General features: G+C 63.5%; 14 protein-coding genes. 8 read left to right on the plus strand and 6 right to left on the minus strand.

Annotated features, from left to right (window positions below; all coding sequences use genetic code 11):
* Positions 1 to 287 precede the first annotated feature (287 nt).
* Complete coding sequence (locus EJ075_RS10010) at positions 288 to 1,274, plus strand: IS5 family transposase (RefSeq protein ID WP_126103272.1); 987 nt, start codon at positions 288 to 290, stop codon at positions 1,272 to 1,274.
* 219 nt (positions 1,275 to 1,493) lie between these two features.
* Here EJ075_RS10010 and EJ075_RS10015 read toward each other — a convergent pair whose 3' ends face one another.
* From EJ075_RS10015 to EJ075_RS10030, 4 genes are all read right to left on the minus strand, one after another.
* Positions 1,494 to 2,675, minus strand: a complete 1,182-nt coding sequence (locus EJ075_RS10015; protein ID WP_126104242.1) for a cystathionine gamma-synthase — start codon at positions 2,673 to 2,675, stop codon at positions 1,494 to 1,496.
* Positions 2,672 to 4,096 (minus strand): pyridoxal-phosphate dependent enzyme, encoded by a 1,425-nt coding sequence (locus EJ075_RS10020; RefSeq protein WP_095484762.1) that lies wholly within the window; start codon positions 4,094 to 4,096, stop codon positions 2,672 to 2,674. The genes EJ075_RS10015 and EJ075_RS10020 overlap by 4 nt, the downstream gene beginning before the upstream one ends.
* A gap of 354 nt (positions 4,097 to 4,450) precedes the next feature.
* Complete coding sequence (locus tag EJ075_RS10025) at positions 4,451 to 5,800, minus strand: FAD/NAD(P)-binding protein (protein ID WP_126104243.1); 1,350 nt, start codon at positions 5,798 to 5,800, stop codon at positions 4,451 to 4,453.
* A 61-nt stretch (positions 5,801 to 5,861) separates the two neighbouring features.
* On the minus strand, positions 5,862 to 6,314 hold the full coding sequence (locus EJ075_RS10030) for an Rrf2 family transcriptional regulator (RefSeq protein WP_126104244.1): 453 nt from the start codon (positions 6,312 to 6,314) through the stop codon (positions 5,862 to 5,864).
* 636 nt (positions 6,315 to 6,950) lie between these two features.
* Between EJ075_RS10030 and tauA the strand changes: the two genes are divergently transcribed.
* The 4 genes from tauA to EJ075_RS10050 all read left to right on the plus strand — a co-directional run bounded on the left by tauA (position 6,951) and on the right by EJ075_RS10050 (position 9,944).
* Positions 6,951 to 7,964 carry a taurine ABC transporter substrate-binding protein gene (gene tauA / locus EJ075_RS10035; RefSeq protein ID WP_126104245.1) on the plus strand — a complete coding sequence of 338 codons (1,014 nt, stop codon included), beginning with the start codon at positions 6,951 to 6,953 and terminating at the stop codon, positions 7,962 to 7,964.
* 137 nt (positions 7,965 to 8,101) lie between these two features.
* A complete protein-coding gene (locus tag EJ075_RS10040; RefSeq protein WP_095484767.1) occupies positions 8,102 to 8,869 on the plus strand; it encodes a taurine ABC transporter ATP-binding protein in 768 nt (255 codons plus the stop codon).
* The gene (locus EJ075_RS10045; RefSeq protein WP_126104246.1) at positions 8,866 to 9,738 is read left to right on the plus strand and encodes an ABC transporter permease subunit; all 873 of its coding nucleotides are present in this window, start codon (positions 8,866 to 8,868) and stop codon (positions 9,736 to 9,738) included. The genes EJ075_RS10040 and EJ075_RS10045 overlap by 4 nt, the downstream gene beginning before the upstream one ends.
* Positions 9,739 to 9,755: 17 nt before the next feature.
* The gene (locus EJ075_RS10050) at positions 9,756 to 9,944 is read left to right on the plus strand and encodes a hypothetical protein (protein WP_095485103.1); all 189 of its coding nucleotides are present in this window, start codon (positions 9,756 to 9,758) and stop codon (positions 9,942 to 9,944) included.
* Positions 9,945 to 10,045: 101 nt separating this feature from the next.
* Here EJ075_RS10050 and EJ075_RS33100 read toward each other — a convergent pair whose 3' ends face one another.
* Positions 10,046 to 10,231 carry a hypothetical protein gene (locus EJ075_RS33100; RefSeq protein ID WP_164547073.1) on the minus strand — a complete coding sequence of 62 codons (186 nt, stop codon included), beginning with the start codon at positions 10,229 to 10,231 and terminating at the stop codon, positions 10,046 to 10,048.
* 304 nt (positions 10,232 to 10,535) lie between these two features.
* On the opposite strand from EJ075_RS33100, the gene EJ075_RS10060 reads away from it, so the two are divergent.
* From EJ075_RS10060 to EJ075_RS10070, 3 genes are all read left to right on the plus strand, one after another.
* A complete protein-coding gene (locus tag EJ075_RS10060) occupies positions 10,536 to 10,895 on the plus strand; it encodes a septal ring lytic transglycosylase RlpA family protein (RefSeq protein ID WP_126104247.1) in 360 nt (119 codons plus the stop codon).
* A gap of 272 nt (positions 10,896 to 11,167) precedes the next feature.
* Positions 11,168 to 12,445: a polyhydroxyalkanoate depolymerase gene (locus EJ075_RS10065; RefSeq protein ID WP_126104248.1), complete on the plus strand. Its 1,278-nt coding sequence runs from the start codon at positions 11,168 to 11,170 to the stop codon at positions 12,443 to 12,445.
* A gap of 171 nt (positions 12,446 to 12,616) precedes the next feature.
* Positions 12,617 to 13,234, plus strand: a complete 618-nt coding sequence (locus EJ075_RS10070) for a transglutaminase-like cysteine peptidase (protein ID WP_095484772.1) — start codon at positions 12,617 to 12,619, stop codon at positions 13,232 to 13,234.
* Positions 13,235 to 13,241: 7 nt separating this feature from the next.
* On the opposite strand, the gene EJ075_RS10075 is transcribed toward EJ075_RS10070, so the two are convergent.
* Entirely contained in the window at positions 13,242 to 13,610 is a 369-nt protein-coding gene (locus EJ075_RS10075; RefSeq protein ID WP_095485104.1) for a helix-turn-helix transcriptional regulator, read from the minus strand.
* Positions 13,611 to 13,612: the final 2 nt, after the last annotated feature.

Genomic DNA, 13,612 nt, shown 5'->3' on the forward strand with positions numbered 1-13,612 from the left:
GATCAAGAAGCTACAATTCTGCCAGATGGCGCCAAGGTCAACGGAATTGAATGTAAGACACAAGATGCAGAACAAGCGCCGCTCGTTGGCGATCCTTCACGCCCCCCTCTGTCCTGCCGGACATCTCCCCCACAAGGGGGGAGATCGGCAGCTTCGCCGTCCCGTCCGTGTTTCAGCGTTGGAGGTTGGCGAAGCGCAAGATGACGGCCAATCTCCCCCCTTGTGAGACCTTTGCACAGAAGCCGAACGGTGATTCTGTGGTGAAGGTTGGAGCAGGGAGATTCGGGATGGCGGATCGTGTTTTGGGTCAGTTGAGTCTGGCGGACGGTCTGGCGGCGTCGGATGAGACGATTTTCGACCTAGTATCGAAGGAACTGGACTGGGCGCCGATCCGAACATTGCTGGGTCAGCGCAGCGGTCCTGGCTCGGGCAACACCAGCTATCCGGCGGAACCGCTGGTGCGCTGTCTTTTGCTGGGCATGTGGCATGGGCTGAGCGATCCGGCGCTTGAGGCGCAGATCCGGGACCGATTGTCGTTCCGCCGCTTTGCCGGTTTCAGCCTTTCGGACCGCACGCCCGACCATTCGACACTGTGGCGCTTCCGCGAGGAGCTGACGCGTGAGCGACTGATCGACAAGGTCTTTGAGGAGATCAACCGTCAGCTGGAGGAGAAGGGCCTGATCGTCAAGCGCGGCACCTTGGTCGATGCCACGTTCCTGCAGGCTCGTGGCCGTCCGCCCAAGCAGCCGAAAAAGGGCCACCAAGGTCCGGTCAAGCCGTCGGCCGACAAGGATGCGCGTTGGGGCAAGAAGGGCAAGAAGAGCACCTTCGGCTACAAGATGCACATCGGCGTCGACCAGGAGCACACCTTGATCCGGCGTGTCGAGGCGAGCGACGCCTCGGTCACCGACACCGAGCCGGCCGACCAGTTGATCTGCGGCGACGAGAAGGCGGCCTATGGCGATCAAGCCTATTACACCCACGCCCGCCATGCCCGGCTCGCCGCCGCCAACATTAAGGACCGGCTGATGCGGCGGCCCAACAAGCATCACCCCGAGTTGCCGCCGCGCCACAAGCTGCGCAACCGGCTGATCGCCAAGGTGCGGGCGGCAGTGGAGCGGCCTTTCGCCGTGTTCAAGGAGCGTTACGGCATGCGACGCCTGCGCTTCTTCAACCTCGCCACCAACCGCACGCAGTGCATACTGGCCGCCTGCGCTTACAATCTGCGCACCATGATTGGCGTCCTCTATCCACCCGATGAGAGGCGGACATGAGGGAGGAGTGCGTCCACAATCCGGCAGGATGGCTGCCTAAACCGACAAAGGCCTCGCAAGGGCCGCGGAAAACCGCTCTGCCGGCCTTCAAAAAGGCCCCCACTGACCACCGAACTCCACTTCGCTCCCCGTGCAAAGCCCTCCTAGTGGGGGAGATGCCCGGTAGTGCAGAGGGGGGCACTGTCCCGCCGACGTCTCGCAAGGTTCTTGTTGCCGGGCTCAACTCGCCAGCGCCTGATCCAAATCCGCAATCAGATCATCCCCATCCTCTATCCCAGCGGACAACCGCACCAGCGAATCCGAAATCCCGATTTCCGCGCGTTTTCCCGCCGGGATCGAGCCGTGCGTCATCAGCGCCGGGTGCTCGATCAGGCTTTCGACGCCGCCGAGGCTTTCGGCCAGGGTGAACAGCTGCGTGTGCTCGAGGAAGCGTTTTGTGCCGGCGAGGTCGCGGTCGAGCTCGACCGTTATCATGCCGCCGAAAGCGTGCATCTGCCGCCTGGCGATGGCGTGCTGCGGATGGCTGGGGAGGCCGGGATAGATGACGCGGCGGATGTCGGGGCGGCTTTCCAGCCAGTGCGCGATCTTCTGGCCGTTCGACGAATGGCGCTCCATCCTCAGCGCCAGCGTCTTGAGACCGCGCAGCGCCAGAAAGCTGTCGAACGGCCCGGATATGGCGCCGATGGCGTTCTGCAGAAACTTCAGCTGGTCGGCGAGATCCTTGTTGTCGCCGACCACGGCGACGCCGCCGACCATGTCGGAATGGCCATTGAGGTATTTGGTCGTCGAGTGGACTGATATGTCGATGCCGAGTTCCAGCGGCCGTTGCAGATAGGGGCTGCAGAAGGTGTTGTCGGCGACCGAGAGCACGCCCCTGCGCTTGGCCAGTGCGGCCACCGCTTCGAGGTCGACGACACGCAGCAGCGGGTTGGTCGGCGTCTCGACCCAGAGCATTTTGGTTTCCGGGCGGATCGCCGCCTCGACCGCCGCAAGATCGGTGAAGTCGACGAAGTCCACCTGCAGGTTTGCCGAGCGTTTGCGCACCCGCTCCAGCAGCCGGAAAGTGCCGCCATAGATGTCGTCGGTGGCGACGACATGCGCGCCGGAATCGAGCAGCTCGAAAATGGTGGCGATAGCCGCCAGCCCCGAAGCGAAGGCGAAGGCGGCTGTGCCGCTTTCGAGGTCGGCCACCGCGCGCTCGAAGGCGAAGCGGGTCGGATTCTGGCTGCGCGCATATTCAAAGCCCTTGTGCACGCCCGGGCTCTGCTGGCCATAGGTCGAGGTCGCATAGATCGGCACCATCACCGCGCCGGTCGTCGGGTCGTGGCTCTGGCCGCCATGGATCGTGCGCGTCGAGAAGGCCAGACGGTTCCTGCCCGATACGGTTGCTTTGATGGTCATCGGGCGCGCCTCAGATGGTTGATCAGGTCGATGCGGGTTATCAGCCCGATGAACTCGTCGCCGTCGAAGACGATGGCGACCTCGTTGCGATCGAAGACCGGCAGCAGCGCGTCGAGCGTCTGGCTGGCCTGCAGCGTGTGCAGGGTGGAGGTCATCGCCGTGCGCACAGGGGCTTTGAAGCGGTCCCAGCGGCTGTCATAGGGGCCTTCGACGTGGGCGAGGATATCGCTTTCGTCGACGATACCGACGAGCTTGCCCTCATCCAGCACCGGCAATTGCGAGACATCCGAACGGCGCATGCGGCCATAGGCGTTGAGCAGGCTTTCGTCGGGGCCGACAAACACGGTGTCGCCGGTGCGGTGCGAGCGCATCACCAGATCGCGCAGATCGCCATGCTGCTCCTGCTCGGCAAGGCCCTGCTCGGCCAGCCAGAAATCGTCGAACACTTTCGACAGATATTTGTTGCCGCTGTCGCAGACGAAGGTGACGACGCGCTTCGGCACGGTCTGCTCGCGGCAATAGCGAAGCGCGGTTGAAAGCAGCGTGCCGGACGACGAGCCGGCGAGGATGCCTTCCCTCGAAAGCAGGTCGCGGACCGCCAGCATGCTCTGCTTGTCGGTGATCGAGTAGGCCTTTTTGACCAGCGACAGATCGGCATTGGGCGGGACGAAATCCTCGCCGATGCCTTCCACGGTCCAGCTTCCGGCCTCTGTCATCTTGCCGGTCTTGATCAGCGGCGCCAGCACCGAGCCGACGGGATCGGCGAGAATCATCTCGGTTTTCGGCGAGACCTCAGCGAAATAGCGGCCAAGCCCGGTCAGCGTGCCGCCCGAGCCGACGCCGACGACCACCGCATCGACGTCACCATCGAGCTGTTGAAAGATTTCCGGGCCGGTCGTGGTTTCGTGGGCGAGCGGATTGGCGGGATTGGCGAACTGGTTGGCATAGAAGGCGCCGGGCAGCTCGGCGGCGATCTTTTCGGCCATGTCCTGATAGTATTCCGCGTGACCCTTGCCGACATCGGAACGGGTCATGCGCACTTCGGCGCCGAGCGCGCGCAGATGCTGGATTTTCTCGCGCGACATCTTGTCGGGCACGACGAGGATGATGCGGTAGCCCTTGGGGATGCCGACCTGCGCGAGGCCGAGACCGGTGTTGCCGGCGGTCGCCTCGACGATGGTGCCCCCGCGCTTCAGCTTGCCCTGTTTTTCGGCGGCGGCAATCATCGACAGCGCGATGCGGTCCTTGATCGAGCCGCCGGGATTCTGGCTTTCAAGCTTGATGAACAGCCGGCACTTGCCGATATCGAATTTGGTCAGCTCGACGACCGGCGTCTGCCCGATCAGGTCGAGAACCGAGGCATAGGGCGGACGCAGGCGGGACAGTTCATCGTCCCGTGCCACGATCTTATGCTTGCTCATATCAGATGCTCCATGGTCAAGCGACCGCCTTGGGCAGGCTGTCAGCCTATCCTCTTTTCCAGCCGTTTGCAGTCTGAAAGAAGATAGATCGTGCCAATCCATTGGCCAGACGAGGAATGGGATTCCAGTTCCGCACCTTCGTCATCCTCGGGCTTGACCCGAGGGCCCATGCCGTGACCGGGACCGAGGAATGCAACGGTACAGACCTTTGTCGATGCACCGTCTCCGCCTTAAAGTCTTCTGCACAGCCGTGACGCTCGCAGGTCACGGAATGGATCCTAGGGTCTCCGCGACGTCGCTTCGCTCCTGCTCCGCCCTAGGATGACGAAAGAGAGGGTAACCAAGAACCCCTTTTCAACCCAGCAACCGCTTCCCCAGCCGCGCGCATTGGACGCGAATATCTGGAATGGCGTCGATCTCGAAGAAGGTGCCGCGTGTCAGTGGCCCGACCGCCAGTATCTTGGCCGATACAGTGCCGTCGCCGGCGATGACCTCGCAATTGTCTGATACGTCGAGGCCAAGGCGCAGCGGATCCGGCCGGGCCAGCCCGCGGTCGACCAGCGACCGCACCACGCTGTTCGAGGTGGTCGAGATGTCCCTGGCGATGCCGCTGCAATCGTAGATGCGGGCGATTTCGAACGTTTCGAGACGCTGCGTGTGGCGGGACTGGACCTGCACTGTGAATTCGTCGCCCGCCGTGATGTCGACGACGCGCCCGGCGACAAGCCGGATGCGTCCCTTTTGAACCGCCTCGGTGACACGGCCGTAGACTTCCGGCGCCATGCGATGGCGGTGGATGTCCCACCATGCCTTGGTGTGCTCGACAAAGCGGCGCTTGGCCGAGGACGGCCAGTTCTGCCAGATTTTCTGGTTGAAGGGCCTCAGACCATCGACGACATCGCGCCAGTCGATGCCGGCTTTCTGGTTTTCCCGGATCAGGTCGCGGAACCAGCCGACGAAATAGGAGAGCTGGGTGCCGAGCGGAATATCGGCAACGTCGAGCTTGATCGGGTTGCCCTTGCGGTGCGGCGAAGGCAGCAGGCCGCGCCGTGACACCGCGACGATATCGCCGCGATGGCCGCGCTGTTCGAGCGACAGGAACGCATCGACCATGCTCAAGCCGGTGCCCAGCACCAGGACTCGGGCCTCGGGGTCCAGCGCGGTGTCGGCTTCCGATCCCATCCTGATCGCGTGGCCCTGGCCGGCGCCCGGCTCCTCGTCATGTCCGGTCGCCAGCACGGCAAGGTGGGCGACGACGCTGGTGCCGTTGGCCAGCGCCACCTCGACCCCGGATGCGGTCGGCGAGATCGACAGGCTCTCCTCGCGGATCAGGCGAAGGCGCCCCGTCTCGCGGGCCTCAAGCTCGTCCAGCAGCTCCTTCAGATAGCGGGCATAGACACTGCGCGGCGCGTAGACCGGCGCCTGCTCCGGGGTTGCCAGGCCGCGTTCGAGCAGCCAGCGCCAGAAATTGCCGGGGTCGTCGGCATAGGCGCTCATGCCGGCCGCGCTGACATTCAGCACATGCGCCGACAGCAGCGTGGAATAGGCGATGCCCTGGCCGAAATGCGGGCGCTTTTCGATCAGCGTGACGCGAAGATCGGGATTGGGCGACTTCAACAGATGCGCGGCAAGGACGACGCCGCTGGCGCCGCCACCGACGATAATGATCGAATTTGGGACGATCGAATTTGCGCGACTGGTCATGCGCGCACCAATTGCCTCAGGAGCCAATGGTTCCAGCGTTGCTGGTTCAGGCTTTGTTGGCTCAGGCCTGGATTTCCAACGCAACCGAAAGGTCTTCGTCGCTGGCGATATCGCGCATCTCGGCGAGGCTGCGCTGATCCAGCACCTCGGCGATCGCTTGCCGGACCTCCAGCATCAGGTGTCGGACTTGGCATGTCGGCTCGTTACAGTCTTCACAGCGCTGATACCGGGTGCGGCTGGCGCAGGGAATGGGGGCCAGCGGCCCGTCGAGCACGCGCACGACATGGCCGATCTTGATTTCATCCGCCGGCCGCGCCAAGCGATAGCCACCCTCCTTGCCCTTGCGGCTCTGGACGAAACCGGCATTGCGCAATTCGCCGAGGATAGCGTCGAGAAACTTCTTTGGAATGTTGTTTCCGGTGGCGATATCGCCAACGAAGGCGAGCTGTCCAACCGGCAGCCGCGCAAGATGCACGAGCGCCTTGAGGCCGTACTTGCCCTTTTTCGTGAGCATAGACCGAACGTTTCTCTGTCGTGCGATGGCGCAGGGCCACCGGTTGCGAAACGCCTGGCGTGGGTCCCCACCGCGGCCAAGCTTGTATGACACATAATTTCTAGTGACATGATATACAAGCCAGTTGCTGTTGATTTTGCTTGGTTTTCAAGCCGTGGCAGCGATTTTGGGCCAGGCTTGTGACGCCGAGGACACAGAAACACGGCTCGCATGCATCGGAGCATGTGGGCCGATGCCACGAGCGATCGCCGGAGCACGGTGGGTATGGTCGCTCATCTCGTCAACTCCCTAAGTCGATAAGAATACTATAGTTACACGCGAAGACAGGGAATGAGGTTCCAATTTATCGCTTGTTTGAAGTATGGATTTACCGGACCGACGCTGGATCGGGAATTGAAGTTCACCCCGATTACGGCTGGTCGCACCCAGCAGCGTAATGTCTTCGACCAAGCTCCAAGGTTTTAGTGCCACCTGTAGCAACCGGCCCGCCGCAGCCGCTCTATCCGCTCGCCAGTCCGTCGCCGATAGCTTTTTTCCACCAAACCCTTCGCCGTTGGAAGGATTTAACTCCACAAGAACGATAGAATTAGATGACTATGAAAGGCAGTCCGGTTTTCTCTTTTCAAGGAGCCTTTCATGTCCACCATTTCACGACGCATCGTTCTCCTATCGTCGGCAGCCCTCGCGGGCGCCGCCTTCCTCGGCCCGGCCCAGACGCAAGACCTCAAGATCACCATCGGCTACCAGACGGTGGTCGAGCCTTCGAAAGTGCCGCAGGCAGACGGCGTCTACGAGAGCACGACCAAGGCGGCCATCGACTGGCGGAAATTCGACTCCGGCGCCGATGTGATCGCCGCCGTCGCTTCCGGTTCGGTCGACATCGGCTATGTCGGGTCGAGCCCGCTGGCTGCCGCGGCCAGCCGCGAGCTTCCGATCCAGACCATTTTCATCGTCGGCCTGATCGGTGAATCCGAGGCCCTTGTCGCCCGCAACGGCGCCGGCATCGAAAAGGTCGCCGACCTCGCCGGCAAGAAAGTGGCCGTGCCTTTCGTCTCGACCACGCATTACAGCCTGCTTGCCGCGCTGAAGCATGAGGGCGTCGATCCGAAATCGGTCGAGATCCTCAATCTCAGGCCGCCGGAGATCGCGGCGGCCTGGGCGCGGGGCGACATCGACGCGGCCTATGTCTGGGATCCGGCGCTCGGCCAGATCAAGACGTCCGGCAAGGTTGTGGTGGACTCCTCACAGGTCGCCGCCTGGGGCGCGCCGACCTTCGACGCCTGGATCGTGCGCACCGATTTCGCCGAGAAGAATCCGGAAGCGGTGCGCGACTTCGTCAAGGTGACGGGTGCGGCCTATGCCGAGTTCCTGGCCAAGCCGGACGCCTGGTCGGTGTCGTCGCCACAAGCGGCAAAGATCGCCAAGCTCACCGGCGCCAAGCTGGACGACGTGCCGCTGCTGCTCAAGGGCTATGTCTTCCCGACGCTCGGAGAGCAGGCCTCGGACAAGTTCCTCGGCGGCGGCACGGTCAAGGCTGTGGAGGCGACATCGGCCTTCCTCAAGGAGCAGGGCAAGGTCGACGCCGTGCTGCCCGACTATTCGAAATATGTGTCGTCGAAATATGTCAGCGAGGCGCTTGCCTCGAACTGAGTGCATGAGTCCGGAACCGTTGGTTCCGGAAAAGAACGCGCGCGGTTCTCCTCCCTGACGCCGCGTGCTGCCTGCCCCGGAGCCGCTTTAAGCGCCCGGGGCAGGCGGATTCTCTTCAAAGGGTTCTGCGAGGCCACATGACGCATCTCGTGCTCGATAAAGTCTCGGTTCACTATGACGGCCAGCCGGCCGTCGAGCGCGTGTCGATCGATGTCGCCAAGCACGACTTCGTCGTTCTGGTCGGCCGCTCCGGCTGCGGCAAGACCTCGCTGCTCAATGTTGCCGCCGGCCTGGTCGAGCCGGTGCGCGGCAGCGCCACGATCGGCGGCAGGCCGATCACCGCGCCCGGCTCGGACCGGGCCGTCGTGTTCCAGAACGACGCGCTGTTTCCGTGGCTGACCGCACGGGAGAATGTCGCCTTTGCTCTCAGGCTGCGCGGCGCACTGCCAGCTGAGCGGACACGGCGCGCCGACGAGCTGCTCAGGCTGGTGAAGCTCGACGGCGCCGGCGACAAGCATATCTGGGAGCTTTCCGGCGGCATGCGCCAGCGCGTCGGGCTGGCCCGGGCACTCGCCGCCGAACCGCAATTCCTGCTGCTCGACGAGCCGCTGGGCGCGCTCGACGCGCTGACGCGCGAGCGCATGCAGACGACGCTGCTCGATCTGTGGACCGCAAGCCATGTCGGCGTGCTGATGGTCACGCATGGCATAGAGGAAGCGCTGGTGCTCGCCACCCGCATCGTGGTGCTGGCGCCCGGGCCGGGCCGGGTGGTGCGGACGTTCGAAACCGGCTTCAGCCGGCGCTATGCGGCCGGCGAGCCCATCCGCGCCATCAAGGCCGATCCGGCCTTCGCGGCGTCCCGCGGCGAGCTGACCGACGCGATCTTCGAGGGAGAGGCGGCATGACCGTCTCCTCCTACACGGAACGGCCAATTACCAACGCCGACGCCAAGGCCGACGAGACCGACGCCTTGTCGGTGCCGTGGTCGCGGCAGCGGCCAAAACGGGGCCGGGTTTCGGCGCGCGTGGTCAGCACTGTCACCATTCTGGCCGTGCTGGCGGCATGGGCGCTGTCGGCTCGCCTGCAACTTGTGTCGCCGGTCTTTCTACCGTCGCCTGCCGCCGTCTGGATCAAATTCATTGCCGTCGTCCGCGACGGCTTTGTGGACGCGACGCTCGTCCAGCATATCGTCGCCAGCCTGGGCCGCGTGTTCGCGGCGCTGGTCGCGGCCATCATCGTCGGCGTCCCCGTTGGGTTGGCCATCGGCACCAGCGTGATAGGTCGCGGCATCTTCGATCCGCTGCTGGAATTCCTGCGGCCGATCCCGCCGCTCGCCTATCTGCCGCTGGTCATCATCTGGTTCGGCATCGGCGAGCCGTCAAAGATCCTGGTGATCGCCATCGCCATGCTGGCGCCGGTCGCGCTGTCGACGGCTTCGGGCGTCCGCGGCGTCTCGCAGGAACGCGTCAACGCGGCCCGTTCGCTTGGCGCGACGCGGGCGCAGGTCATACGGCATGTGATCCTGCCCAGCGCCCTGCCCTCGATCCTGACCGGCCTGCGCATCGCGCTTGGCGCCGGCTGGTCGACCTTGGTCGCCGCCGAGCTGGTGGCGGCGACGCGCGGGCTTGGCTTCATGATCCAGTCGGCCGCCCAGTTCCTCGTCACCGACGTGGTGGTGATGGGCATCCTGGTGATCGCTGCCATCGCCTTCGTGCTCGAATTCATCATCCGCAGGCTCGAGCGCGCGCTCGTTCCATGGGCAGGACGGGAGTGAACAAAGGAGAGACAGTGATGGACCATTCCACCGCAACACTGTTTGCGTTTCTTGGCAGCCGGCTTCGCCTGATCCAGGCCAGGGACAGTCAGGCGGCCGAGGACGAGCCCAGATCGCCAGTCCCCGTCCAATTGGACGCCGGGCGCAGCCGCCTGCCGCCGCGCGACGAAAGCTTCTACTGGGCCTGGCAGTATTGGTCACAGTGAATAGCGCGACCCGGCTCCCGCGCCATCTGATCTGGTCCCTGCAACAAACCGCTGCGCACCCCGGTCCAAGCCCAAGGCTTGCTTGAGCGCCATGCATTGGGTCAACCGCGCGAACGATTCGCCCACACCAATCCCGCCAGCCCGACCAACATGGCGACGATGCCGATATAGAGCCATTGCGACTGGCCGGTCATGAAGCTGCCGCCGACGAGGCCGATGCCTTGGAGCGACCAGAGCGCACCAATGGCGAGCACCAACAACGCCAGCAGATTCTTGATCAATCTCATCGCCGGAATTTCCTTCTCAAGTCGATCGTCAATTCGGCCATGGCCGCGAATGACAAAGCGAAAGGAAGCGATCCAATGGCGCTCACCCTACCTTGCATCTTAACGTCTGATCTTGCTGAAGACATCTCGAAGATCAGCGCGAAGATCATCGAAGACTCGCAACCAGCCAGCAGAAAACTCTGACAGACTGTTTCGCGCCGACTCCAAACGTGTGCCGCGGCCACGGAACTGCCGGACCTTTGCCGCATTTCCTGCCTTATTCGCCTCCAACGACTTGGGTCTGTCAACGGAGACATTCCCAAACATGAAGAAAAGCAACCAGACCGCGCTTGTCGCGGCGACGATCGCGGCTGGCCTGATGGTCGGCGCATCCACTTCCCCTGCCGCCGCTCAATGCGGCCGCGCCTCCTGGTACGCGCTGCACTCGAAGACCGCTTCCGGCGAGCGGATGAACCCGTCGGCACTGACCGCCGCGCACCGCACCTTGCCTTTTGGCACCAAGCTGAAGGTCACCAACCGCAACAACGGCCGCAGCGTCGTCGTGCGCATCAATGACCGCGGCCCGTTCATCAAGGGGCGCGTGATAGACCTGTCGAAGGGCGCCGCCAGCCGGCTCGGCTTCATCAGCTCGGGTCATACCTCCGTGTGCACGGCCCGCGTGTGACGCCACGCGTCTGAGATATGCTGTCCGGCCTCAAGGCCGGATGGCCACAAACATGAAGCGATTGCCCATGCTCTCCCCGGCGGCTTTCGCAGTCGCACAATAAGCCGGCTCTCGCCGTTCAAAGCCGATTTTCAAGGCCTTGGACGAAAGGATGAGCATAAATCAGGCCACTTGACGTATTGCATCGCAGCAATTTGTTGCTAACGTCCGCGCGAGACATCTAAGGCTCGGCGCTGCCCGTCGTCCCTTTGGTCGCAGCAGCGGGGTTCTCGATGTTCTACCAGTTCTACGAATTGAACCACGCCGCCCTGCAGCCGGCCCGCCTCTATGCCGATGCGGTGCGGATGCTCTACACCAATCCGCTCAATCCGTTTTCGCACACGTCCTGGGGCCGCTCCGTCGCGGCAACGGCCGAATTGTTCGAGCGCACCACGCGCCGCTACAGCAAGCCGCAATTCGGCCTGACCAAGACCGTGGTCGACTGGAAAAGCGTCGACGTCACCGAAAAGACGGTGTGGTCGCGGCCCTTCTGCAATCTGCTCCGTTTCGAGCGGGCGGTTCCCGCCGACCGCCGGCCTGATCCGAAGCTGCTGATCGTGGCGCCGATGTCGGGCCATTATGCGACGCTGCTGCGCGGCACGGTCGAGGCGATGCTGCCCCATGCCGACGTGCACATCACCGACTGGGTGGACGCCCGCATGGTGCCGCTCAGCGACGGCAGCTTCGACCTCGACGACTATATCGACTACATCGTCGACATGCTGCATGCGCTGGGGCCCGACACCCATGTCATGGCGGTATGCCAGCCGTCGGTGCCGGTGCTGGCGGCGGTGGCGCTGATGGAAACGCGCGGCGATCCGTTCGTTCCCTCGACGATGACGCTGATGGGCGGGCCGATCGACACCCGCCGCAATCCGACCGCGGTCAATCTTCTGGCCGAGGAAAAGGGCATCGACTGGTTCCGCGACAACGTCGTCATGCAGGCGCCGTGGCCGGTGCCGGGCTTCGGCCGTGAGGTCTATCCCGGCTTCCTGCAGCTTTCGGGCTTCATGAGCATGAACCTCGACCGCCACATCATCGCCCACAAGGACTTCTTCATGCATCTGGTGAAGCATGACGGCGACAATGCCGAGAAGCACCGCGACTTCTACGACGAATATATGGCGGTGATGGATCTGACGGCGGAGTTCTACCTGCAGACGGTCGACACCGTGTTTGTCCGCCACGCTTTGCCCAAGGGCGAAATGACGCATCGCGGCGTGGCCATCGATCCCTCAGCGATCCGCAATGTCGCCCTGTTCACCGTCGAGGGCGAGAACGACGACATTTCCGGCCTCGGCCAGACCCAGGCCGCACACGACCTCTGCGTCAACATCCCCGCGGACAGGCACGCTCACTACATGCAGCCGGCGGTCGGCCATTACGGCGTCTTCAACGGCTCGCGCTTCCGCTCCGAAATCGTGCCGCGCATCGTCGACTTCATCACCAGCTATGGCCGCCAGACCCGCGTTGCAGTGAAGCCGAAGCTGGTCCGCACCGCCAAAAAGTAAGAATGCACCTTATGAGGCCCGGATGGTAGCAGCCGCTCAAATCGACCTGTTGCACAATAGCCGCGTTTTCGGCCGTGCCGGTAACCATGTCGCAAATCTGGCCGTTCGTATAATTGACGGGACTGTGAATCGCCCTTAACGTTTCGTTAACAACAAGGGACGAGGGGGACAATGATTTCCTCACCAATGGCGAGAAAGGTGCGCGTGTGCGCACTCGCAGGGCTGGCACTTGCGGCAGGCTGGTCGACGGCGGCTTCGGCGGCCGGACCAATGGCAACCGGCGGCCCGACATCGCAGCCGATCGGCCATTACGATTTCTGCAAGACCAATCCGGCCGAATGCTCGATCCGCCCGGGCAATCTCGCCCCCGCCACCATGACCGGCTCGCTCTGGCGCAAGATGCTCAGCGTCAACGCCAGGGTCAACGCCGCCGTCAAGCCGATAAGCGACTTCGACATCTACGGCAAGGACGAGGTCTGGGCCTATCCGGCCAAGGGTGTCGGCGACTGTGAGGACTATGTCCTGGAGAAGCGCCGCGAATTGAACCGCATGGGCGTGTCTTACGCCGATCTTCTGATGACCGTGGTGCGCAAGCCCGACGGCGAGGGCCATGCAGTGCTGACGGTGCGCACGAGCAAGGGCGACTACATCCTCGACAATCTGGACGGAAAGGTCCGCGCGTGGGACCGGACCGGCTACCGCTTCCTCAAGCGGCAGGCGATCGACAATACCGGCCGCTGGGTCTCGATCCGTGATGGCCAGCAAGTTCTGGTCGGCGCGGTCCAGTAGCAGGCGATCACTTCGGCTGCTTCAAAGCGGCGCGGATCGATGCGGTGATGCGGCGAAGCTCGGCTTCGTCGAGTTTTTCGATGTTCTCGGCCAGCAGATTGGCAAGCTCGGTGGCAGCGGGGCTTAGGCCTGACGTGTCGAGCTTCACCCGCGGGTGCGAGGTCTCGGCCAGCCGCGCGAGTTCTTCCGCATCGTCCCATATGACGTTGAAATAGCCGATGATCTTCTGGATCAGCGTCCAGGTCGGCGCGCCGCGACGGCCATGCTCCAGCGCCGACAGATAGGCGGCGCTGACGCCGATCGCCTCGGCCATGGCCTTTTGACTGACGCCGCGCTCGCTTCGCAACGCGCGAAGCTTTTCGCCGAACGGGGTCACAA

It is taken from the genome of Mesorhizobium sp. M6A.T.Cr.TU.016.01.1.1, from assembly GCF_003952585.1.
Lineage (GTDB): Bacteria > Pseudomonadota > Alphaproteobacteria > Rhizobiales > Rhizobiaceae > Mesorhizobium > Mesorhizobium mediterraneum.

What these genes read in the sequence shown, in the direction of transcription:
- EJ075_RS10010 (WP_126103272.1), top strand. Translation starts at nt 288, where the DNA reads ATGGCGGATCGTGTTTTGGGTCAGTTGAGTCTGGCGGACGGTCTGGCG.
- EJ075_RS10015 (WP_126104242.1), bottom strand. Translation starts at nt 2,675, where the DNA reads ATGACCATCAAAGCAACCGTATCGGGCAGGAACCGTCTGGCCTTCTCG.
- EJ075_RS10020 (WP_095484762.1), bottom strand. Translation starts at nt 4,096, where the DNA reads ATGAGCAAGCATAAGATCGTGGCACGGGACGATGAACTGTCCCGCCTG.
- EJ075_RS10025 (WP_126104243.1), bottom strand. Translation starts at nt 5,800, where the DNA reads ATGACCAGTCGCGCAAATTCGATCGTCCCAAATTCGATCATTATCGTC.
- EJ075_RS10030 (WP_126104244.1), bottom strand. Translation starts at nt 6,314, where the DNA reads ATGCTCACGAAAAAGGGCAAGTACGGCCTCAAGGCGCTCGTGCATCTT.
- tauA (WP_126104245.1), top strand. Translation starts at nt 6,951, where the DNA reads ATGTCCACCATTTCACGACGCATCGTTCTCCTATCGTCGGCAGCCCTC.
- EJ075_RS10040 (WP_095484767.1), top strand. Translation starts at nt 8,102, where the DNA reads ATGACGCATCTCGTGCTCGATAAAGTCTCGGTTCACTATGACGGCCAG.
- EJ075_RS10045 (WP_126104246.1), top strand. Translation starts at nt 8,866, where the DNA reads ATGACCGTCTCCTCCTACACGGAACGGCCAATTACCAACGCCGACGCC.
- EJ075_RS10050 (WP_095485103.1), top strand. Translation starts at nt 9,756, where the DNA reads ATGGACCATTCCACCGCAACACTGTTTGCGTTTCTTGGCAGCCGGCTT.
- EJ075_RS33100 (WP_164547073.1), bottom strand. Translation starts at nt 10,231, where the DNA reads ATGAGATTGATCAAGAATCTGCTGGCGTTGTTGGTGCTCGCCATTGGT.
- EJ075_RS10060 (WP_126104247.1), top strand. Translation starts at nt 10,536, where the DNA reads ATGAAGAAAAGCAACCAGACCGCGCTTGTCGCGGCGACGATCGCGGCT.
- EJ075_RS10065 (WP_126104248.1), top strand. Translation starts at nt 11,168, where the DNA reads ATGTTCTACCAGTTCTACGAATTGAACCACGCCGCCCTGCAGCCGGCC.
- EJ075_RS10070 (WP_095484772.1), top strand. Translation starts at nt 12,617, where the DNA reads ATGATTTCCTCACCAATGGCGAGAAAGGTGCGCGTGTGCGCACTCGCA.